The sequence below is a fragment of the Streptomyces coeruleorubidus genome (assembly GCF_008705135.1).
Taxonomy (GTDB): domain Bacteria; phylum Actinomycetota; class Actinomycetes; order Streptomycetales; family Streptomycetaceae; genus Streptomyces; species Streptomyces coeruleofuscus.
Window position 1 is genome coordinate 3614348 of sequence record NZ_CP023694.1, and the last position, 18473, is coordinate 3632820.

General features: G+C 70.0%; 19 protein-coding genes. 5 read left to right on the forward strand and 14 right to left on the reverse strand.

Annotated elements, in window-relative coordinates:
- Nucleotides 1–52 precede the first annotated feature (52 nt).
- Nucleotides 53–559 carry a DUF6624 domain-containing protein gene (locus CP976_RS16645; protein WP_150481085.1) on the reverse strand — a complete coding sequence of 169 codons (507 nt, stop codon included), beginning with the start codon at nt 557–559 and terminating at the stop codon, nt 53–55.
- Between the two features lie 255 nt (nt 560–814).
- Between CP976_RS16645 and CP976_RS16650 the strand changes: the two genes are divergently transcribed.
- Nucleotides 815–1012, forward strand: coding sequence for an N-acetyltransferase (locus tag CP976_RS16650; protein ID WP_373304836.1), 198 nt, complete (start codon nt 815–817; stop codon nt 1010–1012).
- 72 nt (nt 1013–1084) lie between these two features.
- Here the strand turns inward: CP976_RS16650 and CP976_RS16655 are convergent, their stop codons facing one another.
- From CP976_RS16655 to CP976_RS16680, 6 genes are all read right to left on the reverse strand, one after another.
- Entirely contained in the window at nt 1085–1543 is a 459-nt protein-coding gene (locus tag CP976_RS16655; protein WP_229875196.1) for a hypothetical protein, read from the reverse strand.
- Nucleotides 1544–1635: 92 nt separating this feature from the next.
- Entirely contained in the window at nt 1636–2034 is a 399-nt protein-coding gene (locus tag CP976_RS16660; RefSeq protein ID WP_150481086.1) for a VOC family protein, read from the reverse strand.
- A 90-nt stretch (nt 2035–2124) separates the two neighbouring features.
- Entirely contained in the window at nt 2125–2610 is a 486-nt protein-coding gene (locus CP976_RS16665) for a MarR family transcriptional regulator (protein WP_150481087.1), read from the reverse strand.
- A 67-nt stretch (nt 2611–2677) separates the two neighbouring features.
- Entirely contained in the window at nt 2678–3475 is a 798-nt protein-coding gene (locus CP976_RS16670) for an alpha/beta fold hydrolase (protein WP_150481088.1), read from the reverse strand.
- Between the two features lie 89 nt (nt 3476–3564).
- Entirely contained in the window at nt 3565–4062 is a 498-nt protein-coding gene (locus CP976_RS16675) for a DUF2267 domain-containing protein (RefSeq protein ID WP_150481089.1), read from the reverse strand.
- A gap of 158 nt (nt 4063–4220) precedes the next feature.
- A complete protein-coding gene (locus CP976_RS16680; protein WP_190146788.1) occupies nt 4221–4643 on the reverse strand; it encodes an Hsp20/alpha crystallin family protein in 423 nt (140 codons plus the stop codon).
- 228 nt (nt 4644–4871) lie between these two features.
- On the opposite strand from CP976_RS16680, the gene CP976_RS16685 reads away from it, so the two are divergent.
- Together CP976_RS16685 and CP976_RS16690 are read left to right on the forward strand one after the other, a co-directional pair.
- Entirely contained in the window at nt 4872–5174 is a 303-nt protein-coding gene (locus tag CP976_RS16685; protein WP_059421349.1) for a hypothetical protein, read from the forward strand.
- Between the two features lie 325 nt (nt 5175–5499).
- Nucleotides 5500–6975, forward strand: a complete 1476-nt coding sequence (locus tag CP976_RS16690) for an alginate lyase family protein (RefSeq protein WP_341874604.1) — start codon at nt 5500–5502, stop codon at nt 6973–6975.
- Between the two features lie 271 nt (nt 6976–7246).
- Here CP976_RS16690 and CP976_RS16695 read toward each other — a convergent pair whose 3' ends face one another.
- On the reverse strand, nt 7247–8794 hold the full coding sequence (locus CP976_RS16695) for an MFS transporter (protein ID WP_150481091.1): 1548 nt from the start codon (nt 8792–8794) through the stop codon (nt 7247–7249).
- Between the two features lie 99 nt (nt 8795–8893).
- Nucleotides 8894–10234: a DUF445 domain-containing protein gene (locus tag CP976_RS16700; RefSeq protein WP_373304835.1), complete on the reverse strand. Its 1341-nt coding sequence runs from the start codon at nt 10232–10234 to the stop codon at nt 8894–8896.
- 196 nt (nt 10235–10430) lie between these two features.
- Between CP976_RS16700 and CP976_RS16705 the strand changes: the two genes are divergently transcribed.
- Nucleotides 10431–11795, forward strand: coding sequence for an SGNH/GDSL hydrolase family protein (locus CP976_RS16705; RefSeq protein WP_150481093.1), 1365 nt, complete (start codon nt 10431–10433; stop codon nt 11793–11795).
- A gap of 75 nt (nt 11796–11870) precedes the next feature.
- On the opposite strand, the gene CP976_RS16710 is transcribed toward CP976_RS16705, so the two are convergent.
- The 5 genes from CP976_RS16710 to CP976_RS16730 form a co-directional block, all read right to left on the reverse strand.
- The gene (locus CP976_RS16710) at nt 11871–12563 is read right to left on the reverse strand and encodes a DUF1707 SHOCT-like domain-containing protein (RefSeq protein ID WP_150481094.1); all 693 of its coding nucleotides are present in this window, start codon (nt 12561–12563) and stop codon (nt 11871–11873) included.
- A gap of 33 nt (nt 12564–12596) precedes the next feature.
- Nucleotides 12597–13607: an ABC transporter ATP-binding protein gene (locus CP976_RS16715; protein WP_190146811.1), complete on the reverse strand. Its 1011-nt coding sequence runs from the start codon at nt 13605–13607 to the stop codon at nt 12597–12599.
- A gap of 10 nt (nt 13608–13617) precedes the next feature.
- The gene (locus tag CP976_RS16720) at nt 13618–14439 is read right to left on the reverse strand and encodes an ABC transporter permease (protein WP_150481095.1); all 822 of its coding nucleotides are present in this window, start codon (nt 14437–14439) and stop codon (nt 13618–13620) included.
- A complete protein-coding gene (locus tag CP976_RS16725; protein ID WP_150485372.1) occupies nt 14432–15232 on the reverse strand; it encodes an ABC transporter permease in 801 nt (266 codons plus the stop codon). The genes CP976_RS16720 and CP976_RS16725 overlap by 8 nt, the downstream gene beginning before the upstream one ends.
- Before the next feature lie 143 nt (nt 15233–15375).
- Entirely contained in the window at nt 15376–15807 is a 432-nt protein-coding gene (locus CP976_RS16730; RefSeq protein WP_150481096.1) for a hypothetical protein, read from the reverse strand.
- A 255-nt stretch (nt 15808–16062) separates the two neighbouring features.
- On the opposite strand from CP976_RS16730, the gene CP976_RS16735 reads away from it, so the two are divergent.
- Nucleotides 16063–18471 carry a transglycosylase domain-containing protein gene (locus CP976_RS16735; RefSeq protein ID WP_150481097.1) on the forward strand — a complete coding sequence of 803 codons (2409 nt, stop codon included), beginning with the start codon at nt 16063–16065 and terminating at the stop codon, nt 18469–18471.
- The last annotated feature ends 2 nt before the right edge of the window (nt 18472–18473 follow it).

The window sequence follows — 18473 nt, forward strand, 5'->3', positions numbered from 1 at the left end:
CCGGGTTCCGTTTCGAGGGCTCCCGGTGCCACCCAAGGAGCCCTGCCCGGCGTCAGGTCGTCGAGAACTTGGCGACGTACTCGTCGAAGGGCTCGATGCCGACCTCCGCGCGGAGTTCGTCCACGCGGTCGGGTTCCGCGCAGGGCCACGGAACCGGTGCCCCGTCCTTCACGCCGGCGATCTGTGTGCCGTAGAGCTGGTTGCGGCCCTCGTTGACGAGCGTGCGGTCGCGGAGGAAGGCCAGTTCACGGGGGCCGGCCGAGCCTGCCGACACCGCCTGCTGCATGAGGTGGAGGGCGCGTCGCTGGACGTCGAGTTGCCGGTCGGCGTGCTGGGCGATCAGCCATGCCGCGCGGGCGGCCTCCTCGCCGACGAGTTCCGCCGTTGGCCAGCCGTACTCGTCCATGATCTCGCTGAGCCGGTCACCGTGCCGTGCGGTCAGCCGGCGCCACGCCAGTTGCTCGGCGGGGTCGTCGCTGTTCGCGTGGACCGAGGACTGGTGATCGGCCATGGCCATGGCCATGAGTTCTTCCCTCAGCGCGGCAACGTCGTGCGTCACTCTCAACTCCCGTTCCAGTGGCGTGTGTTGTGTACGTCCCGGAAACCTTACGGGCGCATATCGGGTGAAAAGATCATTCTGGAGAACGGCGACAGGTGCCTCCGTGTACCGCGATAATGGATCTAGAACCCCTGACATTGAACGTCCGCCGGGTTTCCGGAGGGGTGGAGAGCGCATGGACGGCCTGGCCGTGGAGCGGATGGGCGGGGATGTGTGCCGGGAGGACGGGCGGGCGCAGTTTTCTGCTGATGGAGCTTGCCGTACGGGCGCGGTGTCGCGCGGCGGCTGCATGAGGTGCTGCTCGATGGTGTGGAGGTCGAGCGGGTCGTGCTGAACGTGCATCCCGGGAGCGGGGCGGCGCAGGCCGCTTACCGGGCGTTGGGATATCGCAAGGTGGGTGAGACGCGGCCGTGGCAGGGTGCGGATCCTCATGACGTGATGGTGCTTGGATGACCGCATGCACAATAAAATCGAATAGGGGCCGTCGGTAAGCCGACGACCCCTCACGAAAGACCCAGCCGGCTACTACTCGTTGAACTCGCCAGTAGAGTCACAGGGAGAACTCAACTCGTTCTCGAACGGACCAGTCGGGTACCGCCCCCAGCACATGACGAACGTATAGCTGCCACCGTTTCCGATGTTGTGGCCCTTACTGCCGCATCCGGCGTCGCCGCCGTCGGACATCGTCATCACTCTTTGGTAGCCGTCAGTGGCGATGTACGAGTTGTAGAAAACCGCACCGTATACACCCTTGCCATCCGCCAGGGTGTCGCAGAGCTTGAAGACGTCACCGTCGTCGGTGAAGGTCATGTAGCCGCGGATAGTTTCTACCCTCATGTTTGCGGCAAAGGCCGGGCTCGCTGTCGCGACAACCATCGCGGCGGCACCCGCAGCCCCTGCAGCCATGCGCGCGAACTTGGACTTAAGCATTATCCCCCCATTTATCAGACACCTATTCGCGAGCCGAATAAAGACGTCGATCATCGTTCGCGCAGCTTGCCATGAACTTGACAGCTCTGCAAAGCGGCAGCCAGGCCGCAGGCCGCTTACCGGGTGTGGGGATATCGCTGGACCCGTCAGTCCTCCACCCGGTCGTCCACCCGATCCAGTTCTCCCCGTTCGACGCAGAACTCGTTGCCCTCCGGGTCGGCCATGACGACCCAGCCTCGGCCGTTCGGGAGGGTTCGGTCCGTCAGGATGCGGGCGCCGAGGGTCACGGCGCGTTCGACCTCCTCGGAGCGGGTGCGGCCCGTGGGCTGGAGGTCGAAGTGGATGCGGTTCTTGGTTGTCTTGCCCTCCTCGACGCTGACGAAGAGCAGGCCCGGGGCGCCGTTCGGGAGCTCGATCAGTACCTCGGGGTCGCCGGGCTTGTCCTCGTCGGAGATCGGGTGACCGAGCAACTCGGACCAGAAGCGGGCCAGTTCGTAGGGCTCTCCGGTGCAGTCGAAGGTGATGTGACGGATGGCGGGGTTCAACGGTCGTCTCCCTGGGGCCGGTTGGGGCGCTGGTGCGCCACCGAAGGATGGGCGGGGAGACGGGGCCGTGTCGAACTATTTCCCGTCGTCCTATTTCCCGTCGTCGGGGAGGTTTCCGTTGCCGCCCAGGTTGGCGACGATCCGGCGCAGGACGTTGATCGTCACTACGAAGTCGGCGGGCTCGACGCCCTCGTGGGTCTGCTCGTGGACGCGGAGGTTGCGTTCCCGGGCGCGGAGGCGGCCGGCCTCGCCCTCCTCGGTCAGGGTCATGCCGCCCGTCGCGTCCTCCGCGAGCCAGCCTCGGGCGATCAGGTCGTCGTAGACCTCGTCGAAGTCGGTGTTCAGGTCGTCGTAGGGGGTCAGCCGGTCGGTCAGGGTCGCGCGGGTCCATGAACCGGGGGCGCCGGAGGCATGGTTGAGCGTCCACCAGTGGGGCTGGGTGAGGCCCTCCACCGCCAGTTGGGCCCGGATGGCTCCCACCACCAGGCGGTAGGCCTGGCCCGTCCATGCTCCGATCGGCTGGGCGGCCAGCTCGTCGTGGGTGTACTCCTTGAGGTCCTTCGTGTGCGCGTTCACGCGTTCCCCTCCCGTGGTTGCCTGGACGCGATCAACGTAGGACCTCAACTTTGGTTGAGGTCAAGGGTCAGGTGCTGAAGGCCCTGATCGCCTCGTAGAGGCGGTCCGGCTGGTCCAGGTGGACGTCGTGGGCCGCGTCGGGGATGCGGGTGAGCCGGGTGTGCGGGCGGTGGGTGAGCATCGTGGCCGGTTCGTCGGGGCGCATCGTGCCGTGTTCGCCCTGGATGAGGAGGGTGGGGCAGGTGATGCGGGACCACTCGGTCCAGTAGGCCGTGGTGGCCAGTTCGGCGACCGTGTCGATGATCGTGGTGCGCTCCCACCGGGGATACCAGCCGTCTTCCTGCTTCTCCAGGCCCCTCGCCCAGGCCTCGTGACCGAGGAACGCCTCCGCCTCGTCGAGGGACTTGAAGGGGGTCGGCCAGCTGTCCAGCCAGGTCGCGATCTGGGCGGGGAGGTCCGGGGAGGGGCCGGCCGGGCCCGCTTCGACCAGGATCAGGGACTTCACCAGGTGGGGGTGGGACGCGGCCAGGAGCAGGGCCGTGTGGCCGCCCAGGGACTGGCCCAGCAGGGTGACGGGGGCCAGGCCCAGTTCCCCGATCAGGGCTACGGCGTCCTGGACATGGGCCGCGCGGGTCGTGGTCGCCGGGGTGCGGGTGCTGGCGCCGTGGCCTCGGGCGTCGTACGTCACCACGCGGTGGCCGTCGGCCGCCAGCCGCGCGGCGAGCGTGTCCCACTCGCCCTGGTGGCCTGCCAGGCCGTGCAGGAGGAGGAACGTGGCCGCGGGGTCCCCGGCGGGGTGGTGGTCCCTGTGGGCGAGGTGCGTGCCGTCGGGGGTGGTGAGGGTCGTGGACCTCGTGCGGGTCAAGTGCCGGCTCCTGTCGGTGGCTTGGCCGTCTGTCCGACGGCCACCTCCCGTCCGTCCAGGAGGTGGCCGTCGTACGCGGATCAGGGAGCCTACGACGCCGGGCTCAGGTCCGCCCGGCCGAACAGGAGGGCGTAGCCGGCGGGGAGCTGGGCCAGGATGCGGGTCACCAGGTCGTCGCCGACCAGGGGCGGCAGCACGCTCAGGACCGAGCTGACGTCCCAGCGGGCCGTGGCGGGGGTCGCTCCCTCGATACGGGCCGCGACGGAGTCGACGAACTCCGCGGCGGTCAGCCGGCGCGTGGCCGGGATCTGGGAGGCGACCACCCTGGCGGCCTCCTCGGGCAGGGCACGGGCGAGGTCGACCCGTTCGTCGCCGATCACATGACCGCCGAGGGCGGACAGGACGATACGGGTGACCCGCTCCGCCTCCGACCTGGTGGGGTACTGGCCCGATTCCCGCACCGCTTCGATCAGTCGGGTCCAGGCGTTGTCGTCGCCTCGGGTGTCGTGGTGGCGCGGCGGGGCGGGGATCAGGGTCTTCGGGGCCGTGAGAGCAGTCGTCACACTGGGCACCGTCGTCACGCTCATGTGCGGGTCTTCCTCCGGATCCGGTCCTGCGTCGCGCCGCCGGACTCGGAATCCGGCGGCGCGGGGTGGGTGTGGGGGGCGGGGCTGTCCCGTGGGGGGACGTCCTCGGGACAGCCCCGGTGGGTGCGTGGGTTCGTGGGTACGTGCGTGCCGTGCCGTCAGCCGCTGAGCTGCCTGGGCCTGTCGCCGCCCGTGATCTGGATGCGGCGCGGCTTGGCCTGCTCGGCCACCGGGATGCGCAGGGTCAGCACGCCGGCCTCGTACGAGGCGTCGATGCGCTCCGTGTCCAGCGTGTCGCCGAGGAAGAGCTGGCGGGTGAAGCCGCCGGTGGGTCGCTCGGCGACGAGCAGCTCCGCGCCCTCGGGGGCGGGGGACCTGCGCTCGGCTCGGACGTTCAGGACGTTGCGTTCGACGTCCAGCTCGATCGTCTCGGGGTCGATGCCGGGGAGGTCGAAGTGGACGAAGAAGTCGTCCCCGGAGCGGTAGGCATCCATCGCCATCGCCGACGGGCGGGTGGCGGGGCCGAAGACCTGCTGGGTGAGCCGGTCGAGTTCACGGAAGGGGTCCGTGCGCATGAGCATCACTGGTCACTCCTCTCTTCAGGTGCTGTCGGTGCGATGCCCTACGTTCTTCGCCTTCTTATATAGCTCGGAGCCGGAAACTTGACAAGCCTCGACTCAGGTTCGCCTGCCGTCCGGTAAGGCGCCTGCGTGCGCCCCGGCGCGTGCGCCCCCGGCCTCGGGAGTTAGCCTCAGGGATCGCGAGCGGGGCAGGAGCAGCAGGAGCAAGTGCAGGAGCAGGAGGCAGGTATGGCGAAGGTTCCGAGTGCGGTGATCGCGGCGAGCGGGCTCGTGGGCGGGTACGGCGTGGCCCGCTGGACCAGGCAGCGGCCGCTCGGCGGGGTCGTGCTCGCCGTCGCCGGGGCCGCGGCCGCGCGGCAGTGGCGGCAGCAGGCCGGTGGGGTGGCCGCGGGGGCGTTGTCGGCCGCGTATGTCGCCGCCTTCGCCGGGTCCCATCCGCTGGCCAAGAAGGTGGGTGCCTGGCCTGCCGTGTTCGGAGTGGCGGGGGCCGTGGGCCTGACGTCCTGGGTTGTCGCCGACCGGCGCGGTTGAGGCGGGCTGCGCTCCGGGCCTTCGGCGTCCGGGGCGCGCCGCGCGCACAGCAGAGAACAGCACACAGCGAAGAACCCCGGCCCTGAAACTCAGGGCCGGGGTTCTTGTCCGGAGCGCCGGGCAGGCCTTGCACCTGCATCTCCCCACAGGAAGTGGGGCGTCTTTCCTTGGACCACCAACGCATCGTCCGTCTGACCGGAGTTCGGAGTTCCGGCGGCTGGACGCAGATCAACTATAGCGCAGTTTTTGTTATCGCCTTCGCCGTCCGGCCGTCTCCTCACCGTCCCCCGCAGGAACGCGACTTACGACGTCGAGGTACGACAACGTGACACGAGAGATCAGCCGCCGGAGCATGCTGAAGGCCGCGGGCGCGGCAGCCGGAGCCGCCGGTGTCGGCGTCGGCGCCGGTGTCGGTACGACCGCGCTCGCGAGCCCGGCCTTCGCCGCCGGCTCCGCCTTCGCTCACCCCGGGCTGCTGCACACCCGTACCGACCTGGACCGTATGGCGGCCAAGGTGAAGGCGGGCGCCAGACCCTATGCGGCCGGGTTCGCCAAGCTCACCGCCAACCGGCACGCGCAGAGCGGCTGGCGGGCCAATCCGCAGGCCACGGTGTACCGGGGGGCGGGGTCGCCCCAGAACTACGCGGTCCTCTACAACGACATCCACGCCGCCTACCAGAACGCCCTGCGATACCACGTCAGCGGCGAGACCGCGCATGCCGACACCGCGGTGGAGATCCTCAACGCCTGGTCGGGGAAACTGACGTCGGTCCAGGGATCGGCCGACCGGTTCCTGGCCGCGGGGCTGTACGGCTACCAGTTCGCCAACGCCGCCGAACTCGTGCGTGATCACGGTGACTTCGCGCTCGGGCGGGCGCAGGAAGTGATGCGGGACGTCTTCCATCCCCTCAGCGACAGTTTCCTGCGCGATCACAACGGCGCCGTCGTCACCAACTACTGGCCCAACTGGGACCTGACAGCCATCGCCTGTGTGCTCGCCACCGGCATCTTCTGTGACGACCGTGCCGTGGTCGACCGGGCCGTCGAGTACTTCAAGCACGGGGACGGCATGGGGTCCGTCAAGCACGCCGTTCCCGTCGTGCACGACAACGGGCTCGCCGAGTGGGTCGAGGCCGGGCGGGACCAGGGGCACGCGTTGCTCGGCGTCGGGCTGATGGGCACGGTCTGCGAGATGGCGTGGAACCAGGGCATCGATCTCTACGGCTACGACGACAACCGCTTCCTCAAGGGGGCGCAGTACGTGGCGAAGTGGAGCCTGGGCGGGGATGTGCCGTATACGGCCAACACGCGGAAGAAGGGGGCGATCGGGGGGTGGTCGGGCAGTGAGACCGCTGCCGGGGCCGCGGGGGTGGATCCGGGCATGACCCGTCCGATCTGGGCGATGATCGCGAACCACTACACCAAGCGGCGGGGGCTGTCGGCGTCGTATGTGACGCGTGCGGCGGCCAAGGCTGCGCCGGAGGGTGGGGGTGGGGATTACGGGCCCAACAGTGGGGGTTACGACCAGCTTGGATTCGGGACCCTGGCGTTTACTCGGGATCGGGAGCGGGTGGAGGGGGCGGCGCCGGGCGCGGGTGCGTCCGGGGGTGCCTCGGGTGGGGGTGCCCGGCCGCAGGGGGGCGTGAGTGCCTCGGCCTCGCCTGCCGCGGGGCGTGACCTGGCTGCTACCGGGGCCGAGGATCTGGTCGGTTGGGCCGCCGCGGCGGGTGTTTCCGCTGTCGCGGGTGGGTTGCTGTTGCTGCGGCGGCGGGACCGGGTGCGGCGGGGTGGGGCCGAGTAGCGTCCGGCACGTTGCGATGTGCTGGGGGGAGCCCGGGCGCGGGTGGGGCAGCTCACCCGCGCTGGCGGGGTGCCGCCCTCTGTGGGACGGGTGCCGCCCCGAGCGGCACGACTGCCCGCAGCTAAGCGGCTGCGGCCGCCTGCGGCTTGGGGCAACCATGGCCGTCCGCAGCCTGCGGCAGCCACGGCGGCTCGCAGTCAGCGAGCCCTACGCCGTCGCCGCCCACAGCTTGGGAGAGCCGCGGCCGCCCCCGGCCAGATGCGGTGCGCCCCTACGTCGTCGCCGTCCTCGACCCCGTCTGGCCGGAGCCGGAGCCGGAGGCGTAGGCGCCCTCGCCCTTGCCCTGACCCGTCGACCCCGTCTGATCCTCCGCCGCCGTGAGTGGCGTGGCGATGTCCTCCAGGGAACGCCGTTCCGCGCGCACCGCGAGGATCGCCGCCGTCAGGCCGGCCAGGCACATCAGGGTCGCGCCGATCTGGAAAGCGAGGACCGTGTCGCCGACCTTGCCCGTGCCGGTGAGGTCGGCGAAGAGGAGCGGGCCGCTGATGCCGCCGGCTGCCGTGCCGATGGCGTAGAAGAAGGCGATGGACATGGCGCGGGTCTCCATCGGGAAGACCTCGGAGACCGTCAGGTAGGCGCTGGACGCGCCCGCCGAGGCGAAGAAGAGGACCGCGCACCAGCATGCCGTCAGTGTGCTCGCGCTGAGGGAGCCCTGGTCGAAGAGCCAGGCCGTGCCGAAGAGGAGCAGGCCGGACAGCAGGTAGGTGCCGGAGATCATCACCCGGCGGCCCACCGTGTCGAAGAGCTTGCCCAGCAGCAGCGGGCCGCAGAAGTTGCCGAGTGCGATGACCGCGAAGTAGTAGCCGGTGCTGCCGCTCGGGACGTCGAAGAACGTCGTCAGGATGGCGCCGAAGCCGAAGGTGATGGCGTTGTAGAGGAAGGCCTGGCCGATGAAGAGGGAGAAGCCGAGGACGGCGCGGCGGCGGTAGTCGGAGAAGACCGTGCGGCCGATCTCCAGGAACGTGACGCTGCGGCGCTGGTTGATGGTGATCTCGCCCTCCGGGCGCGGCAGCGGTTCGCCGTTCTCCTCCTCGACCTTCCGCTCGATCGAGGAGACGATGCGTTCCGCTTCGTCGTCGCGGCCGTGGATCAGCAGCCAGCGCGGGCTCTCCGGGACGTGCCGGCGGACCAGGAGGATCACCAGGGCCAGGACCGCGCCGAGCGCGAAGGTGAGGCGCCAGCCGACGTTCGCCGCGAAGATGTCCGTGTCCAGCGCGACGATCGAGAGGAGGGAGCCGAAGACCGCGCCCAGCCAGAAGCTGCCGTTGATCATCAGGTCGACGCGGCCGCGGTACTCCTTGGGGATCAGTTCGTCGATCGCGGAGTTGATGGCCGCGTACTCGCCGCCGATGCCGAAGCCGGTGAGGAAGCGGAAGAGGAAGAACCACCAGGTGTCGAAGGCGATCGCGGTCAGGGCGGTGGCGCCGAGGTAGACCGCCAAGGTGATCATGAAGAGTTTTTTACGGCCCCACTTGTCGGTCAGTCGGCCCCAGAAGAGCGCACCGGAGCAGGCTCCCGCCACGTAGAGGGCGGCCGCGAGGCCGGTGACCTCGCCGGAGGTGATGGGCAGGCCGCTGCCGGGCTCCGACAGGCGGCTGGCGATGTTGCCTACGACGGTGACTTCGAGACCGTCGAGGATCCACACGGTGCCGAGTCCGATGACGATCGTCCAGTGCCAGCGTGACCACGGGAGGCGGTCGAGGCGAGCGGGGATGTCGGTGGTCACGGTTCGGCCGGTCCCGGCCTGTGCGGTGGTCATGGGCTCCCTCCTCACGAGAAGAACCCGGTTCGAGTGCCCTGAGCGGAATCGCTTACGCCTTGACAACTGTCGTCACCAGCGCGTCACGTCCCCGGCCGCTCACGCACCCAGCGCGTGCGACACCGTGTAGATCAGCAGGCCGGCGAGCGAGCCGACCACCGTGCCGTTGATCCGGATGAACTGGAGGTCGCGGCCGATGTTCGCCTCGATCTTCCTCGTGGTGTGCTCGGCGTCCCAGCTCGCCACCGTGTCCGTGATCAGGGAGGTGATCTCCTTGCGGTAGGTGGTGACGACGTACACGGCCGCGTCCTCCACCCACTGGTCGACCTTGTCCTGCACCTTGCGCTCGGCCGCCATCCGGGAGCCCAGCGACAGCAGGGAGGCCCGTACGCGCAGCCGCAGTTCGCTGCGCTCGTCCTCCGCCGCCGCGACGATCATGGATCGTACGGCCGTCCAGGCGCTGGCGATGAGGTCCTGCACCTCGCCGCGGCCCAGCACCTCGCCCTTGAGGCGCTCGATGCGGGCGCGGGTGTCGGTGTCGGACTGGAGGTCGGAGGCGAAGTCGGTGAGGAAGCGGTCGAGGGCGCCGCGCGCGGGGTGGGCGGGCATGTCGCGCATCTCGGTGGCGAAGCGCAGGAGTTCCTTGTAGACGCGCTCGCCGACCTTGCGGTCGACGAACCTCGGCGTCCAGCCGGGGGCGCCGCCCTCCACGGCGTCCATCACCTCGTCGCGGTGCAGCACCAGCCAGTCGTGCGCGCGGGTGACGACCAGGTCGACGACCCGCCTGTGGCCGCCGTCGGCGACGACCTTCTCCAGCATCTTTCCGATGCCGGGCCCGATCTCCTGGGCGTTGGCGCGGCGGGTGATCGCCTCGCCCACCACGGCCTGGACGTCGGAGTCGCGCAGGACCGTCAGGGCGCCGCGCAGGGCGGTGGACAGCTCCGCCGTGACCCGGTCGGCGTGCTCGGGGACGGCGAGCCAGGCGCCGAGGCGGCTGCCGATACCGACGGCGCGCAGCCGCTGCCGTACGACGTCCTCGGAGAGGAAGTTCTCACCGACGAACTCGCCGAGGGAGACGCCGAGCTGATCCTTCTTCGTGGGGATGATCGCGGTGTGCGGGATGGGGATGCCGAGGGGGTGGCGGAAGAGGGCGGTGACGGCGAACCAGTCGGCGAGCGCGCCGACCATGCCCGCCTCGGCGGCCGCGGCGACGTAGGCCGCCCAGGGCCCGGCGCCGGAGTTCTGGGCCCACTTGGCGAGGATGTAGACCACGGCCACGAACAGCAGGAGCCCGGTGGCGGTGAGTTTCATGCGGCGAACGCCGCGCTGTTTCTCCTCGTCCGCCGGGCTGAAGGTCGTCATCGCACGGTTCGTGACGGCGCCCCGGGGGGCATGCTGACCCCGGACACCACCCTTTTCTTCCACTTTCGTATGTTCCATCCGCTCCACCCGCTTGGTGATCCCGCACACATTGTCCCTTCCTGACCGACTCCTGGAACGGATCAGGAGTTCCCGGCGTCTGTCGGGAGGGGGTAATGCCATGGGGGGTCCTGTGAGCTTCCCCCTGCCCATGACGCATCATGGGCACATCAGATCGGAGCCTGGGGCTCCCATCGCCCGAGGAGAACTACACAGCATGACCCGGGGTCGTGACGGGAGTGTGGGGGTTTCCCCCACCAAATACCGTGCCCTTCTGGCCGGGCTGGTCGCAGCCATCGTGGCCCTTTCCACCGCCATATACGTCGGAGTGGCGTCCGACGACGGCACGCACAGCCGGAACGCCATCACCGACAGCCGTCTTCCGAACAACTCCGCCGCCCCCGCCTCCACCGGCACCTGGGTCGGCACCTGGTCCACCTCCCCGGCCGCGGCCGAGCCCGGCACGGAGACGACCGGCATGGCGGACCGTTCGGTGCGCAACGTCGTCCACACCAGCGTCGGCGGTACGAGTGCCCGCGTGACGCTGTCCAATCTCTACGGCCAGTCGCCGCTGAGCATCACGCAGGCCTCGATCGCGGTCGCCGCCGGCAGCGGCACGCCCGCGGCGCTCTCGGACACGATGCGGCAGCTGACCTTCAACGGCGGGCCGACGGTCGTCATCCCGCCCGGCCGCCAGGTGATGAGCGACGCCGTGCGCATCGTCATCCCGCCCGACGCGGACGTCCTGATCACCACGTACACGCCGACCAGCTCCGGCCCGGTGACGTACCACCCTCGCGCCCGGCAGACCTCCTACGTCGCCCAGGGCGACCACACGGCTGACGCGACGGGCGCGCCGTACACCGAGCAGAGTCTGTACTGGCGTTACCTGACCGCGCTGGACGTGCTGAGCAACGAGGCCGACGGGACGGTCGTCGTCCTCGGCGACTCGCTCACCGACGGGATCACGTCCACCGTCGGCGCCAACAACAGGTGGACCGACGTCCTGTCCGACAGGCTACGCGCGGAGATCGCGGCCGGGCGGGACCTGCCGCGCTACAGCGTCGTCAACCAGGGCATCAGCGGGAACCGGGTCCTCACGGACGGGCTGGGCAGGCCTGCGGACAACCCCAGCGGGCTGAACCGCTTCGCGCGGGACGTGCTGGAGCGGACGAACGCCAAGGTCGTCGTCATCGACCTCGGGGTCAACGACATCCTGCGCAATCCGCGGCTCGCCGATCCGAACGCGATTCTCGGCGGCTTGCGCACGATGGTCGGGCAGGCGCACGCGCGGGGGCTGAAGGTAGTGGGGGCGACGCTGATGCCGTTCGGCGGGCACCGGGGGTACTCGGACGCGCGGGAAGCCGTGCGGCAGCAGATCAACGCGGAGATCCGTGCGGGGCGGGTGTTCGACGCGGTGGTCGACTTCGACAAGGCGCTGCGTGATCCTTATGACCCGCGGCGGCTGCGGGCCGACTACGACTCCGGGGATCATCTGCATCCCAGTGACAAGGGGTATGCGCGGATGGCCGAGGCGTTTGACCTCGAGAGCCTGAAGGGGTCGGCGCCGGCGAAGCTGTAGCCACTGCGTGCTTCTTGCGCACTGGCGTCGGTGCCGCCCCAAGCGGCACGACTGCCCGCAGACGGCAGAGGCGCCTCAGTCCAGCTGACGTCGCCCCGCCCGGCCGTCCAGCTTCTCCTGGCGCCGTTCCTCGCGGAGCCGCTGCTTCTCCGCCCGGGTCAGCTTTCGCTGGACGCCGACGCCGCCCCAGAAGGCGAAGCCGGTGATGATGACGCGCGGGGCGCCGGGGGCGCCGGGGACGCCCTCCTCCTGGTGGTCGAAGCCGCCCATGATGCCGATGCCGCGGACGACGACCTCGACGCCGGGCGGGACGATGACGTCGATCCCGCCCATGATCGCGATCGCGTTGATCTCGACCTCGCGGTCAGCGAAGTTCGCCTCGCGCAGGTCGATCTCCCCGCCGCCCCAGAAGGCCAGGCAGGTGAACCGCCGGGGCATCGTCCAGCGCCCCTTGCGCTGGAAGCCGGACATCACGGCGACGGCCCACGTCGAGGATCCCTCACCACCGACGATCCGCCCGGACAGGTCCGAGTCGGCGGCGGGCTCCTTGGTCAGTGACACGGAGGGCGCGGTGAGACCGGGGGCCGGCAGGTCGCGGGTGATCGGCGCCAGTTCCCCGTAGGTCCGCGCCTGGTACGTCGCGTCCAGCCGCTCCTCGAACTCCGCCATGTCGAGACGGCCCTCCGCGAGGGCGTCCCGCAGGATCTCGGCGACCCGTTCACGGTCGGCGTCGGAGGCGCGGAGGTCCGGGACTGAGTCGTCGGTCATATACAGCAGCCTACGAGTTACATGTCCCGGGCACTATGCGGTCGCGCGCTCCGCGTACATTTGGGCGATCACCGCCTCGATGTCCGGCTCCCGCACCGAAAGGTCCACCAGCGGGTACTCCGCCGCGATCCGCGCGACGAGCGGCGCCGCCGACTCCGCCGCCGGGAACGCCAGCCACTGCCGCGGACCGTCCACCCGGACGACCCGGGCGGGGGCCGGGGCGTCGATCGGCGGCAGTTCCCGCTCCAGGTCCACCACCAGGATCCGCTCGCTCTCCCCCGCCTCGTGCAGCCCGGCGAGCGGGCCGTCGTACATCAGGCGCCCGTGGTCGATGACCATCACCCGCTTGCACAACTGCTCGATGTCCTGGAGGTCGTGGGTGGTCAGCAGCACCGTCGTGCCGCGCTCGGCGTTCAACTCCCGCAGGAACTCCCGCACCTTGGACTTCGACACGACGTCGAGGCCGATGGTCGGCTCGTCGAGGTACAGCACCTCCGGGTCGTGCAGCAGCGCCGCCGCGATGTCGCCGCGCATGCGCTGCCCGAGCGAGAGCTGCCGTACCGGCACGTCCAGCAGGTCGCCCAGGTCGAGGAGTTCGACCAGACGGTCGAGGTTCTCGCGGTAACGGGCGTCCGGGATCCGGTACATGCGGTGCATCAGCCGGTACGAGTCGACCAGCGGGAGGTCCCACCACAGCGTCGTACGCTGCCCGAACACCACACCGATGCGGTGCGCGAGCCGCATGCGGTCGCGGGAGGGGTCGATGCCGGCGACCCGGAGCCGGCCGGCGCTCGGGGTGAGGATGCCGGTCAGCATCTTGATCGTGGTCGACTTGCCGGCGCCGTTCGGGCCGATGTAGCCGACCATCTCGCCGCGTTCCACGCGGAAGGAGATCGAGTCGACGGCCCTCACCTGCCGCCGTTCCCGTTTCATGAAGCCGGTCTTCTTGCGCACGTCGAAGACCTTCTCGACGCCGTCGAGTTCGATGAACCCGCTGTCCGCCCCGGTCGAACCGTCGTCCACTCCGGTCAGGCCGCTGTCCACGCCGGTCACCTCAACTCCCTGTACTCCGGTAGGAACGAAGCCCCACCCGCCACGCCATCCCCGCCAGCACACAGCAGGCCACCGCCACCAGCGGCGACGCGAAGGCCGTCCACTGCGGCAGTTCGATCGGGTACGGCCGGCCCAGCACATGGGCGGCGGGGACCCAGTTGACGAAGGCGAGCGGCAGCATGAAGGTCACGCCGCGCACCAGGTCCTTCCCGAACACGGTCGGCGGATACTGAAGCAGCGTGGTCCCGCCGTACGTGAACGCGTTCTGCACCTCCGCGGCGTCCTGGGCGAAGATCTGGAAGGCCGCGCCCGCCACGAACACGGCCGAGAAGATCGCCGCGCCGCTGACCACCATCACCGGCACCAGCAGCGCCTTCGGCGCACTCCAGTCGACGTCGACCGAGGCCAGCGCCCAGCCCAGTACCACCGCGCCCTGCGTGATCCGGCCCAGGCGGCGCAGCGCGAAGCGGTCGGCGCCGACCTGGGCGAGCACCGGCGCGGGACGCACGAGCAGGATGTCGAACGAGCCGTCGCGCATCCGGGCGCCCAGGACGTCCATCGAGCCCAGCACCAGGTCGGCGATCCCGAACGCCGTCACCGACAGCCCGTACAGGAAGGCGATCTCGGGCAGTGACCAGCCGCCGAGCGAGTCGACCTGCGAGAACATCAGCAGGATCCCCACGAAGTCCAGGCCGGTCACCATCAGGTTGCCGAACACCGTGACGACGAAGGAGGTGCGGTAGGTCATGCTGGACCGCACCCACATCCCGGCGATCAGCCGGTAGGCCCGCAGCCCTTCCAGCAGGACGCTCCGCTCACCCACCCTGCACCACCACCCGCCGCGTCGCGGCCGACTGCAACAGCCGCCCGGCCGCCAGCAGCGCCACCGCCCACGCCGCCTGGAAGACGAACGCCCCGAGCGGGTCGGTCTCCCCCATCAGCACGTCCGCCGGCATCTGGATCTGCGCCGCCCACGGCAGCACCCGCACGATGTCGCCGAACACGCCCGGGAAGGCGTTCAGCGGCAGCACCATGCCCGAGAAGAAGATCCCCGTGATCATCAGCACCTGGTTGACGCCCATGCCGTCCATGAGCCAGAACACGCTCAGGGCCGCCAGATAGCGGATCGCGAAACTGACGACCGTCGCCAGCAGGAGTGTGACCGCGAAGGCCGCCCAGGGGACGACCGACGTCGGCAGCGCCATGGGGAAGAAGACCGCGCCGAACGCGAACGGGATGACGCCCCGCCCCAGCATCTGGAACAGCGCCCGCCCCACGTCGCCCGCCAGCCACCACAGCTGGAGATCGGCCGGCCGGTACAGGTCGACGGCGATCTCGCCGGTGCGGATGCGCTCCATCAGGTCCTTCTCGGCTCCGCCGCCCTGGATGGCCAGCGTCGCGTAGAGGCACTGTCCCAGCCACACATAGGTCACGGCCTGCGCCTGGTCGTACCCTCCGAGATGCGGCCTCTCCTCCCAGAGCGCCAGGTAGGTGTAGACGAGGATGAGGCCGAAGACCGTGTTGGTGAACACCCCGGCCACCGTGGCCGCCCGATACGTCGCGTACCGCCTGAAGCCCCCCGCCGCGACCGCCGCGTACAACCGCGCCGAGCCCACCACCACAGCCCTCCTCGCCGCACGGCACCGAAGCGCAGGAGCCTAGTGGAGCGGCGATCACGCGTGCCACGGGTTTTCCCGCCCCCGGGCAAACGCCGTGGGGCGCCCCGGGCCGTGCCCGGAGCGCCCCACGGAGGGTTCGATCACGCGTCGGTCTGTGCCCAGCCGCTGCACTTCTCCCAGATGATCCCGGCGGCGGGGGTGTCCGGATTTCCCTTCCAGTCGCCGATGCACGCCTTGATGGTGATCGGCGTGCCCTCCTCGATGTCCAGGTTGAGCGTCCGGGTGGAGTCCACGCCGCCGCGGTTCCAGTAGTAGTACGTGTTGGCCTCGCCGCCGATGGAGATGATCCCGATGGTCGAGTGGCCGTCCTTGGCGAGGTCGGTGATGGTGAAGATCTCGCCGTAGGTCTGGATGTGGGCCTTGCCACCCGAGTCCGCGTGGGGCGTGACGTTCCAGTCGGCACCGGCCCAGACGGTACGATCCAGTCCGTCCGCGTGGGCCGAGGTGCCCGTGGCCAGGGCGAGCAGTGTGGCGGCGGTGCCGGCCAGGGCGGAGCGTGCGAGCAGTCGCATCGTCGGTCGTGTCCCCCTTCAGGCGAATCTCGCGCAGGCAAGATCGCCAATCGAACAGGCGTGCAGGGTAACGCAGTTCCCCCCTGCGCCCGCCCGCGTGTTCGCCGCGCGGGGCCCGCCTCGCCACACGGCTACGACACGGCCCTCGGTCAGGGAACTGATCGCCGGATGGGACAGTCTTCATCACAGGGGCGCAAGAGCGAGCAGAGACGTACGGGAACGACGTACGACGCGAAACAGGAGTCCGTGCACGACATGAGTGACGAGCCTCAGCCGCAGCAGCCGACACCGGGCTGGGCACCGACAGAGCCGCAGGCGGACGGCGACCCGAACACGCCGGAGGCCCGGCCGGCCGGGAAACCGAAGCGGACCGGCTGGCGCCGGATCATCCCGACCTGGCGTATGACGCTCGGCGCCTTCATCATCGTCACCCTGCTGCTGGTCGGCGGCTTTTCCCTCGGCTACTCACTGGTGAAGATCCCGCCGGCCAACGCGCTCGCCACGAAGCAGGCCAACGTGTACCTCTACGCGGACGGTTCCGTGATCGCCCGCGACGGCGAGATCAACCGGGAGAACGTCTCGCTCCCGCAGATCTCCAAGGACGCCCAGCACGCGATCCTGGCCGCGGAGGACCGCGACTTCTACACCGAGTCCGCCGTCGACCCCAAGGCCATGGTCCGCGCCGCCTGGAACACGGCCCTCGGCAAGGGCAAGCAGTCCGGCTCCACGATCACGCAGCAGTACGTGAAGAACTACTACCTGCGCCAGGAACAGACCGTCACGCGCAAGGCCAAGGAGTTCTTCATCGCGATCAAGCTGGACCGCGAGCAGAGCAAGGACCACATCCTCGAGGGCTACCTCAACACCAGCTACTTCGGCCGCAACGCCTACGGCATCCAGGCCGCCGCCCAGGCCTACTACGGCATGGACGCCAAGGACCTCGACCCGGCCCGCGGCGCCTACCTCGCCGCGCTCGTCAACGCCCCCAGCCAGTACGACGTCGTCGCCCACCCCGAGAACCGCAAGGCCGCCGAGTCCCGCTGGAACTACGTCCTGGACGGCATGGTCAAGAAGGGCTGGCTCAGCGAGTCGAAGCGGGCCGGCATGAAGTTCCCCATGCCGAAGGAGTCCACCCTCTCCACCGGCATGTCCGGGCAGCGCGGCTACATCGTCCGGACCGTCAAGGACTACCTCACCCAGAACAAGATCATCGACGAGAGCCGGCTCGACGCCGGCGGCTACCGCATCACCACGACGCTCCAGAAGCCCAGGCAGGACGCCTTCGTGAAGGCCGTCAACGACAAGCTGATGGACAAGCTGGACAAGAAGAACAACAAGGTCGACACCTACGTCCGCGCGGGCGGCGCCGCCGTCGACCCCAAGACCGGCAAGGTCGTGGCGATGTACAACGGCGTCGACTACGTCAAGCAGTACACCCCGAACGCCACCCGCAGGGACTTCCAGGTCGGCTCCACCTTCAAGCCGTTCGTGTTCACCTCGGCCGTCGAGAACGACTCGCAGACCCAGGACGGCCGCCCGATCACCCCGTACACGATCTACGACGGCACCAACAAGCGCCCGGTCCAGGGCTGGACCGGCGACCCGTACGCTCCGGAGAACGAGGACCAGGTCTCCTACGGCGACGTCACCGTCACCGAGGCCACCGACAAGTCCGTGAACTCGGTGTACGCGCAGATGGCCGCCGACGTCGGCCCCCAGAAGGTCAAGCAGACCGCGATCGACCTCGGCGTCCCCGAGGCCACCCCCGACCTCGCCGACGGCCCCGCCATCGCGCTCGGCACGGCCACCGCCAGCGTCCTCGACATGGCGGAGGCGTACGCCACGCTCGCCAACCACGGCCGGCACGGCACGTACACGATGGTCGAGAAGGTCACCAAGGAAGGCACGCCGATCGAGCTGCCCGAGCGGCGCACCCGGCAGGCCGTGAGCCGCGAGGCCGCCGACACCACCACCTCGGTCCTGCGCAGCGTCGTCCAGAACGGCACGGCCTCCGCCGCGCAGGCCGCTGGCCGCCCCGCCGCGGGCAAGACCGGCACCGCCGAGGAGGACACGGCGGCCTGGTTCGCGGGCTACACCCCCGACCTCGCCACGGTCGTCTCCGTCATGGGCCAGGACCCGGTCACCGCCGCCCACAAGTCGCTGTACGGCGCGATGGGCCAGGACCGCATCAACGGCGGCGGGGCACCCGCCGAGATCTGGGCCCAGTTCACCCGGGACGCCCTGAAGGGCAAGCCGGTCACCGACTTCGACCTCAGGCTCGCCCCGGGCTCCGACGTCCCGCAGGCCCCCGGCACCGAAGCCCCGGCCGACCCCACCACGGGCAGCACCAGCGACGGCGGCAGCACGTCCACCGGCGGCCAGGACACCGGCACCGAGACGCCCGGCCAGAGCCCGAGCGCCCCCGCGGGCCAGACCCAGGGCCAGACCGACGGCGGCACCACCGACGGCGGCACGGGCGGCGAGTCCCCGACCGGCGGCGGCACCGCGGACGGGGGGACCGGCGACGGCGGCACCGCCACCGACGGCGGTACGACCGACGGCGGCACGACGGAGGGCGGCGGCGACGAGACCGACGGCGGCGCGACGGGCGGGCCGACGGGCCCCGGCTGGGGCGTGGTCCCGCAGGGCTCGCGCCGCGAATAGGT